The organism is Nostoc sp. UIC 10630 (assembly GCF_010747425.1).
Classification (GTDB): Bacteria; Cyanobacteriota; Cyanobacteriia; order Cyanobacteriales; family Nostocaceae; genus Nostoc.
This window is the reverse complement of sequence record NZ_JAAGOG010000300.1, coordinates 1-7,528: the sequence shown is the minus strand read 5'-3', so window position 1 is coordinate 7,528 and position 7,528 is coordinate 1. Positions and strand designations below refer to the sequence as shown.

The window sequence follows — 7,528 nt, the reverse complement described above, 5'->3', positions numbered from 1 at the left end:
CAGTCTGTATATCTAGTTCATGCTGTTTCTCTTAACTCATAACGAGCAAAATTGCTGCGTGAACAGCTATTATGCAATGCCGGAATCCCCTTCTGACAACCGCAGATATGCGAAAGCGTTTTGACGTTAAAAGTTTTACAATCTATTTATCAAGAAATTTTGTGCTTTAACTGAAGCTATCTGAGACTAAAGATTGATTTCTCAATTATTTTCCACTAATAAGATTAAAAAATCACTACATTTTTGTAGATAAAAAATCATATAATTTTTCAATTGTTACCATGTCCAACAGTGTTTTACCTCAAAAGGATTCTCAACAAGAAATAACATCCCAAATCAGAACAGTACAAGAGTTCCTTGCTGGTGGACTAGATCCAGATGTCTTTGACTGGCAAGAAGTTTGGTATCCTGTTTGTTACATTGAAGACTTAAACAAATCTCAAGCAACTCGCTTCACCTTGTTAGAGCAAGATATTGTTATATGGTGGGACCAAAAAGAACAGACATGGCGAGCGTTTATAGATCAATGCCCACATCGATTAGCACCACTTTCGGAAGGCAGAATTAATCACGAGGGATTGTTGGAATGTCCCTATCATGGTTGGGCTTTTTCAGGAACAGGGCAGTGTGAGCGCATACCACAGCAAACACAAACAACAAAAGCAGAAGTTTCTCAACGGGCTTGTGTAGCAACATTAGCAACCACAGTTCGTCAACAAATGTTGTTTGTCTATCCTGGTCGAGCAGAGAATGCAGCTAAAACTAAAGTCCCGATTGTTGAACCATTAGAACAAGACCCAGATGGTTGGATTTACCTTAACACCTTTAGAGATGTACCTTATGATGCTCTAACATTAATGGAAAACGTTCTTGACACCAGCCATATTCCCTACACACATCACCGCACTGTCGGCAATCGGGCAAATGCGTCTCCAATAGATTTAGAGATTATGGAATCAGGAAAGTGGGGGTTTAAAGGAACTTGGGCACAAGGGCCACGCAAAGGAACTTTAGGGCGGCAGGATACTACGTTTATTGCCCCCGGATTGATGTGGCACGACCTCACCTCCAAGCAGTATGGCAGAACATTAACAGTGGTCTATGCAACTCCTATTCGTAAAGGAGAATGTCGATTATTTGCCCAGTTTCCCTTCAAATTCTCATCCAAATTACCAGGGTTATTCCTCAGGGTGACTCCGCGCTGGTATTCTCATATTGGTCAAAATCGCGTACTCGAAGACGATCAGATTTTTTTACATTACCAAGAACGCTATTTTGAGAAACTTGGTGGTAGTGCCAACTTTACTAAAGCTTTTTATTTACCAACCAAAGCAGATCTTTTTGTATCTGAGTTACGTTCTTGGGTAAAGCAATACAAGGCTGAACCATTTAAATCAGAGTGTCTACCACCACCGCTACCAAAAGAAGTATTACTTGACAGGTATCATTCCCACACAAAAAAATGTGCCAGTTGTAGACCTGCTTTAACTCAATTACAGCGATTGAGAGTAGGAGTAGCAGTGGTAGCAGCCTTAATTTGGGGGTTTCTTCCTTTATTAATGTTGATTCAGAATCCGATTTCTATCATTAGTGTTATTGTTTTAACCCTAGTTATGATATTTAGTGTTTTGATTTGGCTTGGTTTGGGCAAGTTAGAGCAACAGTTTTATCAAGGAGGAGAAATTCCACCTAGAAATCTGCCAGAGAAAAATTAGCAAAATTTTCGTTAGTTAATAGGTGTAGATAAATGCGATTAGCCCTAGCAGTTAAGAAACCATAAAATTTAGTGTTTTTCCTTATAGGATTGTATCAAGTTAATCTTGAGCTATACCTTTGAGTGGTCAACAAATATTTAGACGAAATGTGTTACGTAGGTGCGATAAGCTCTCGCTTAAGCCTTCTCTTATGAGGCGCTACGCTCTCGCAACCTTTCTCCGTTCGCGTAGCGTTCCCCAGGAAAGGAGTACGGCGATCGCATATCCTTAACAACACAAAACTTAACCGTGCCGTGCTAATTGCGGTTTAGAAGCAGAAATTTCCTCAAACCGTAGCAGTAACCTATTCCCCTGGTCATCTCTGCAATCGTAGAACATACCCAAGCTATGACCATCCACAATACCGCGAACTGTAACCCGCTTGCCATATTGCGGCATTCTAGATTCGCTAACGTAAACCTTCTGCCAATTTTAAAGGTAGTTTCGTTCTGCATCGTGCATTTGTACTACTGTGCTAGCGGATGCAGAAACTCAAAGTGGCGGGGAATTCGGGGGAGAATCTGGGGTTTGACTTTTTGCAGGAGTGTTTGAATGATGACCCGGCGAAAGCAGATTGCGATCAAGAAGCTGTTGGTGAAGTTTCCGCAGTGGGGATTGGTGACGGCGGATGGGGTGTTGGTGAAGTGTGATGAGTAAAGTGTATTATGTCAACTACAAGCTAGACAAGTCAATTCAGATGCGCGGACAGTTTAAGGCTAAAGTAAGCAGAGGATGAAAATTTAGCACTTTCAGCTTATTTGGTGATTTGTGATCCTAAATTGTTGCTATTTATGACATATAAGCAGGAAATCATCAATTTTTACAATGCCAGAACCAATTATGATTACGATGTCACCCTCAATCGTGCAATTGCACTTTTTGACTACGTAACTCCAAGCCCTGGGCAATCCGTCTTAGATGTGGCGACAGGAACAGGAAATATTGCAATCACATCTGCTCAAAAAGTAGGTCCAAGTGGTTATGTGATTGGAATTGATATCGCAACAGAACTACTCAAGATTGCTCAACAGAAAATTCAAGCCGAAAACTTATCCAATGTTCGGCTAATTGAAGTTGATGCAGAAGCATATCAACCTGAAGCAGACAAGTTTGATGCGATCTATTGTTCTTACGCCATCGTGCTTTTTCCCAACATTCCTAAAATTCTCGAAAATTGGTATCGTTGTCTCAAGTTCGGTGGATTCATCGCATTTACCTGCTCGTCTGAAAATTCATATTTAGCATTGTCGATTGTAGAAGCTTGTGCAAAAAATGGAATCACACTGCCAAATCTACATGAACCATTGGGAACACCAGAGCGAATTAAACACCTATTAACTCAAGCCAAGTTTGACCAAATTGAAATTCATCCTCGACAGATGGGGACTTACCTGAGCATAGAAGAAGCACAAAGCAGATGGAATGGGCAATTCTGGCTACATATCGATAATCCGTTACGGGAATTAACACCTCCAAAAATTTGCCAGATCAAAGCCAGCTATGATGAAGAGATCGCGGCACTAGAAACTGAGCAAGGTGTATGGTATGAGGAGTTAATTTACTACGTTGTTGCTCGTAAAACATAGCAGTTTCGGCTCAATAGGTAGATTCAGCGCACGCTGAGGCGGTGTTGGGAGAATGTACCGGGTGCGATGGCGCAAGCGCCCAGCGTAGCTGATCGCTTATTTGAAGGAGGTGTTACGAACTTGGCAAGGGGTAAAGTCACCGAAGTCCGTATTTGTGGCTGCTTGTAAGGAGGGGAAAAAACCGGAGTCCACGTAGGTAAAATCTGCTGTAAAGGATTGGTCTGAGTGCGCGAGGCGGCAGAGGATTGTAATTGCAATGTCAGGTAGTGTGATATTTACGCCAGAAGGTGAGGCGGTGGTGTTGCAAGAGATGATGCCGCAGTATCCGATGTGCGCGAAACTTCCGCTTTTTCAGCGATTACAAAGCATCTGTGCGATGTATGGATTCAATCAACTCCTCAACTTCTTCTTCGTCCAGACATTGTTTCACTTGGGTGCTGAACCACTCAAATTCTTCCGGTTCTGTATCCGTGACTCGGTAGACGAGTAATGTTCCTGCAACGCGGGCAAGAGTAAGAGGTGATGGGGAAACGTAGCTCAGTAGATCGCACGCATTCTGGTATATTTCCATGACTGATAATTCGGACAAAGGAGATCCCAACTGAGCAGAAAGCTGTTTTAGATTCTCCTGAATAGATGAATGGAAGTCTGGATCTTCGGGATGGGAAAGAGGGTTACTCATAATTGTCGTTCAAATGCCATTGGATTGGGACTGGAAACAATGTGTTAAAGTAAGTTACTCTTTTGGATTAGCTCGTAGACATCGTTTCTGTCTGGCTGTTCATTTGGCTGTCAGCGTTGCTGCTGTTTACGCTCTAGCAACTCCAAGGAAACATAAACGTTCATTTCAAAACCTTGTTCTGTTGCTTTGCGTCTAAGTTTTGTAGCCTCCTGATGACTTTCTAGCATTGTGGCACAAACTTCACACCAGTAAATGCTTTGAGATTTAAAAGCTGTAGTGGTGACGGTCATTTATTGGCAAACTAATCCTCTAGCGGGAATGACTTTATCACTTTCTTGTGTATGGTTAACTGTCGTTGCTGTAGTATTTAGAATTTGGCAATTAAATGGCTCGGAGCAATTGTATCCTTTAAAATTAACACCTGTGGAGAAATAAATATCCAAAATTCACCAAGACAAGAAAGCAAGGAAAAATATCAATTGACTTTTGAGTACCGCATTCAACATATATAAAAAACGGTAGAGAGATTAAGAATCTACCGTTTTTTATATATGTTGAATTTGAGACTTAATTAAATGAAAGTAGCACTCTTCTAGCGTTGTCAATACTTCCTCGCCTATAACTGGTTCTAGAGTTTTTTTAGAAGGAAAGGTAAAAGTATTACCATTGTGAATGACTTGTCGTATCTCTTCACATATTGGGTATTTACCTACCCCACTCAACTTTACCCAAGCTTTAGATCCGGTGAGTGCAACTCCCTAGCTGGTTACGAAGGCTTATACTGCTGGCAGAGAATTTGACCCTTAAAAACTTTTCAAACACCCTCTAAGCAGTAACTAATACCTTTAATTCCTCAGTTTTTAATCTTGGCCCATAGGATGTAACAATCTTAGAAGCTGCGGCCGATGCCAATTTTCCGGCTTCTTCATAGCTCATACCTTGGGTAATTCCATAGAGGAAAGCTCCTGCATACATATCTCCTGCTCCCACTGTATCTACAGCTTTTACTTGAGGTGCTGTGATTTCGATTAATTTCTGACCATCAAATACTACTGAACCCTTGGCACCACGAGTAATGGCAAATTTCTTACTCAGGGTTTTTAGTTTGTCTACAGCTACTTGAAAATCTTCTGTATCTGCTAGTTCTAATGCTTCAGTTTCATTAGCAAAAATCAAGTCTAAACCAGTCCCAATAATATCTAATAAACCATCTTTAAAAAATTTCACCATATTGTAATCAGATAGGGACATGGTGGTTTTTACTCCCGCTTTTTCAGCTATTTCTCTAGCCTTTATAGCTGCTTCTTTTCCTGTGGGAGAAGTTACTAAATATCCTTCGATATATACATATTCTGAATCAGCAATTGCTGATGATACTAATTCTTGTGTAGAAAATTTTTCAGTAATTCCCAAAAATGTATTCATGGTGCGATCTGCATCGGGAGTTACTAACACTAAACATTTACCTGTAATTCCTGATTGGCGGTCGCCATTTTTTAAGTTGGTATCTACCTGAGAATTGAGTAAATCTTTGATGTAAAAGTCTCCAAATTCATCATTAGCCACTTTGCAGGAATAAAAAGCTTTTCCTCCTAGTTGACTAATTGCCACCATTGTGTTCGCTGCTGACCCTCCACAACTCTTATGGCAATGAAGATTTTTGAGATTTTCCAAAATATGATTTTGACTATCTTCATCTATGAGTGTCATTACACCTTTATCAATCTTTAACTCTTGTAGTAACTCTGGAGATACTTCGTATTCTATATCTACTAAGGCATTACCGACACCATAAACATCATATTTCTTGCCCATTGTTTATCTCCGAGAATAATTTCTGTCTGACTCGAACAGAACTGATAATAACAGATAGATAACAGATAAGAGTTACTTGTCGATAATTTCGTAGACCCGCATTTTTTCAGTGTCTTTGGGCTATAGCAGTTTGATCTGTGCAAAGAAAATTATCTCCGAAAGCGGGTTGTTTATTTTCAAGCAGGACTTCTCGGTTCAGAGGTAATCACTCCTCGGAATCATTTATCGGTGTTTCAATGCTTATTACCGCAGATAAACGCTACAATAATGCGGCAATTTCAGCAGATAATTATGGTCATGTTGGATAAAAAAATAAATCTATATGCATAGACGAGCGCCCTTATATTTGTTTTTAGGAGTATTAACGAGTTCTAGCTGTTTGATCTTGAGTGTAGCAGCCCAAGTCCCATCTAATTCGCAGCAGTCCTCGACTCGGAGTGAAGCTGAAACTGCTAGTTGGTTTGAAGCCCATCGCGCCCAGCCAGCCGCTTTACGAGCATTTGTACAACGAATGCCGAAGGGTGGAGATATCCACAGTCATCTAAGCGGGGCTGTGTACGCAGAACACTATCTGGAGTGGGCTGCCACCGATGGGTATTGTGTGAATCCAAAGGCGGGGGCTTTAGTTGAACCATTAGCTTGCAGTCAGGACAGTAGCTATTTTCTCGCCTCAGAATTGTTAAACCGAACATCTGTTTATGATTCCCTAATAAATCGTTGGTCTACTCGTAACCTCCAATTTGCTGGAAAATCAGGACACGACCAATTTTTTGAGGCTTTTAGTGGTTTTGGGTCAATATCAGATTCTATGAGCCGTCGGGATGATATGGTCGCGTCAGTAGCAAATCGGGCGGCTTCGCAGCATATTACCTATCTAGAGTTAATGCTTACCGTTCAGGGTAGTGAGGTTCGACAGCTAGGGCGTGAAGTTGGTTGGAATAAAGATTTTGCTCTGATGCACCGTCAATTGCTCAAACGAGGATTAAGCAAATTAGTGACACTCGGCAACCAGCAATTTGCACAGTTGGAGCGCGAAGTTTCGAAAACACTCAGTTGCGGCACTCCATCGGCACAACCTGGATGTGCAGTGACAGTGCGCTATTTGCAGCAAACGACAAGAACAAAGTCGCCCGTTGAAGTGTTTGCTCAGTTAGCTTATGCCTTTGCACTAGATTCATCAGATTCGCGGGTAGTTGGCATCAATCTCGTCGCCCCAGAAGATAACCCGATTGCACTGCGTGACTACACGCTGCAAATGCAAATGCTGCAATTTTTAAAACGCCAATATCCCAATGTCAAGGTCACGCTCCATGCTGGAGAGTTAACTCTGGGGTTGGTTCCAACCGAGTATTTACGTTTCCATATTCGGCAAGCTGTAGAAGTGGCACAGGCATCTCGCATTGGACATGGTGTGGATATTCTTTTTGAGGAGCGTCCCTTCGAGTTGATGGAGCAAATGCGGCGACTCGGCGTGTTGGTTGAAATCTGCCTGACCAGTAATGAGGTTATTTTAAATGTTCAGGGAGATCAGCATCCTTTTAGGGAGTATTGGAAGGCTGGAGTACCAATGACCCTTGCTTCCGATGATGAAGGCATTTCCCGCATCGATTTAAGTCATGAGTATCTATTAGCGGCAACAAGATATAGGCTGGGATATAAAGACCTTAAGCGACTGGTTCGCAACAGCTTAG

General features: G+C 41.6%; 8 protein-coding genes. 4 read left to right on the top strand and 4 right to left on the bottom strand.

What is annotated here, in order from left to right; genetic code table 11:
• Positions 1-281: 281 nt before the first annotated feature.
• Positions 282-1,715, top strand: coding sequence for a Rieske 2Fe-2S domain-containing protein (locus G1O98_RS35585; RefSeq protein WP_163938773.1), 1,434 nt, complete (start codon positions 282-284; stop codon positions 1,713-1,715).
• A 282-nt stretch (positions 1,716-1,997) separates the two neighbouring features.
• On the opposite strand, the gene G1O98_RS35580 is transcribed toward G1O98_RS35585, so the two are convergent.
• Entirely contained in the window at positions 1,998-2,153 is a 156-nt protein-coding gene (locus G1O98_RS35580) for a hypothetical protein (RefSeq protein ID WP_228058464.1), read from the bottom strand.
• A gap of 83 nt (positions 2,154-2,236) precedes the next feature.
• On the opposite strand from G1O98_RS35580, the gene G1O98_RS35575 reads away from it, so the two are divergent.
• Both G1O98_RS35575 and G1O98_RS35570 read left to right on the top strand, forming a co-directional pair.
• Positions 2,237-2,404: a hypothetical protein gene (locus G1O98_RS35575; protein ID WP_163938755.1), complete on the top strand. Its 168-nt coding sequence runs from the start codon at positions 2,237-2,239 to the stop codon at positions 2,402-2,404.
• 141 nt (positions 2,405-2,545) lie between these two features.
• Complete coding sequence (locus tag G1O98_RS35570) at positions 2,546-3,340, top strand: methyltransferase domain-containing protein (protein ID WP_163938769.1); 795 nt, start codon at positions 2,546-2,548, stop codon at positions 3,338-3,340.
• A 358-nt stretch (positions 3,341-3,698) separates the two neighbouring features.
• On the opposite strand, the gene G1O98_RS35565 is transcribed toward G1O98_RS35570, so the two are convergent.
• The 3 genes from G1O98_RS35565 to G1O98_RS35550 all read right to left on the bottom strand — a co-directional run bounded on the left by G1O98_RS35565 (position 3,699) and on the right by G1O98_RS35550 (position 5,837).
• Positions 3,699-4,022: a hypothetical protein gene (locus G1O98_RS35565; RefSeq protein WP_163938766.1), complete on the bottom strand. Its 324-nt coding sequence runs from the start codon at positions 4,020-4,022 to the stop codon at positions 3,699-3,701.
• Positions 4,023-4,132: 110 nt separating this feature from the next.
• Positions 4,133-4,312, bottom strand: coding sequence for a hypothetical protein (locus G1O98_RS35560; protein WP_163938763.1), 180 nt, complete (start codon positions 4,310-4,312; stop codon positions 4,133-4,135).
• A 535-nt stretch (positions 4,313-4,847) separates the two neighbouring features.
• Positions 4,848-5,837 (bottom strand): adenosine kinase, encoded by a 990-nt coding sequence (locus tag G1O98_RS35550; protein ID WP_163938760.1) that lies wholly within the window; start codon positions 5,835-5,837, stop codon positions 4,848-4,850.
• Positions 5,838-6,159: 322 nt separating this feature from the next.
• Here G1O98_RS35550 and G1O98_RS35545 point away from each other — a divergent pair.
• On the top strand, positions 6,160-7,528 hold a 1,369-nt coding region (locus tag G1O98_RS35545), incomplete at its 3' end, for an adenosine deaminase (RefSeq protein WP_163938757.1).

Coding starts and splice junctions, on each gene's coding strand:
- G1O98_RS35585 (WP_163938773.1), top strand. CDS start 282: ATGTCCAACAGTGTTTTACCTCAAAAGGATTCTCAACAAGAAATAACA.
- G1O98_RS35580 (WP_228058464.1), bottom strand. CDS start 2,153: ATGCCGCAATATGGCAAGCGGGTTACAGTTCGCGGTATTGTGGATGGT.
- G1O98_RS35575 (WP_163938755.1), top strand. CDS start 2,237: ATGCAGAAACTCAAAGTGGCGGGGAATTCGGGGGAGAATCTGGGGTTT.
- G1O98_RS35570 (WP_163938769.1), top strand. CDS start 2,546: ATGACATATAAGCAGGAAATCATCAATTTTTACAATGCCAGAACCAAT.
- G1O98_RS35565 (WP_163938766.1), bottom strand. CDS start 4,022: ATGAGTAACCCTCTTTCCCATCCCGAAGATCCAGACTTCCATTCATCT.
- G1O98_RS35560 (WP_163938763.1), bottom strand. CDS start 4,312: ATGACCGTCACCACTACAGCTTTTAAATCTCAAAGCATTTACTGGTGT.
- G1O98_RS35550 (WP_163938760.1), bottom strand. CDS start 5,837: ATGGGCAAGAAATATGATGTTTATGGTGTCGGTAATGCCTTAGTAGAT.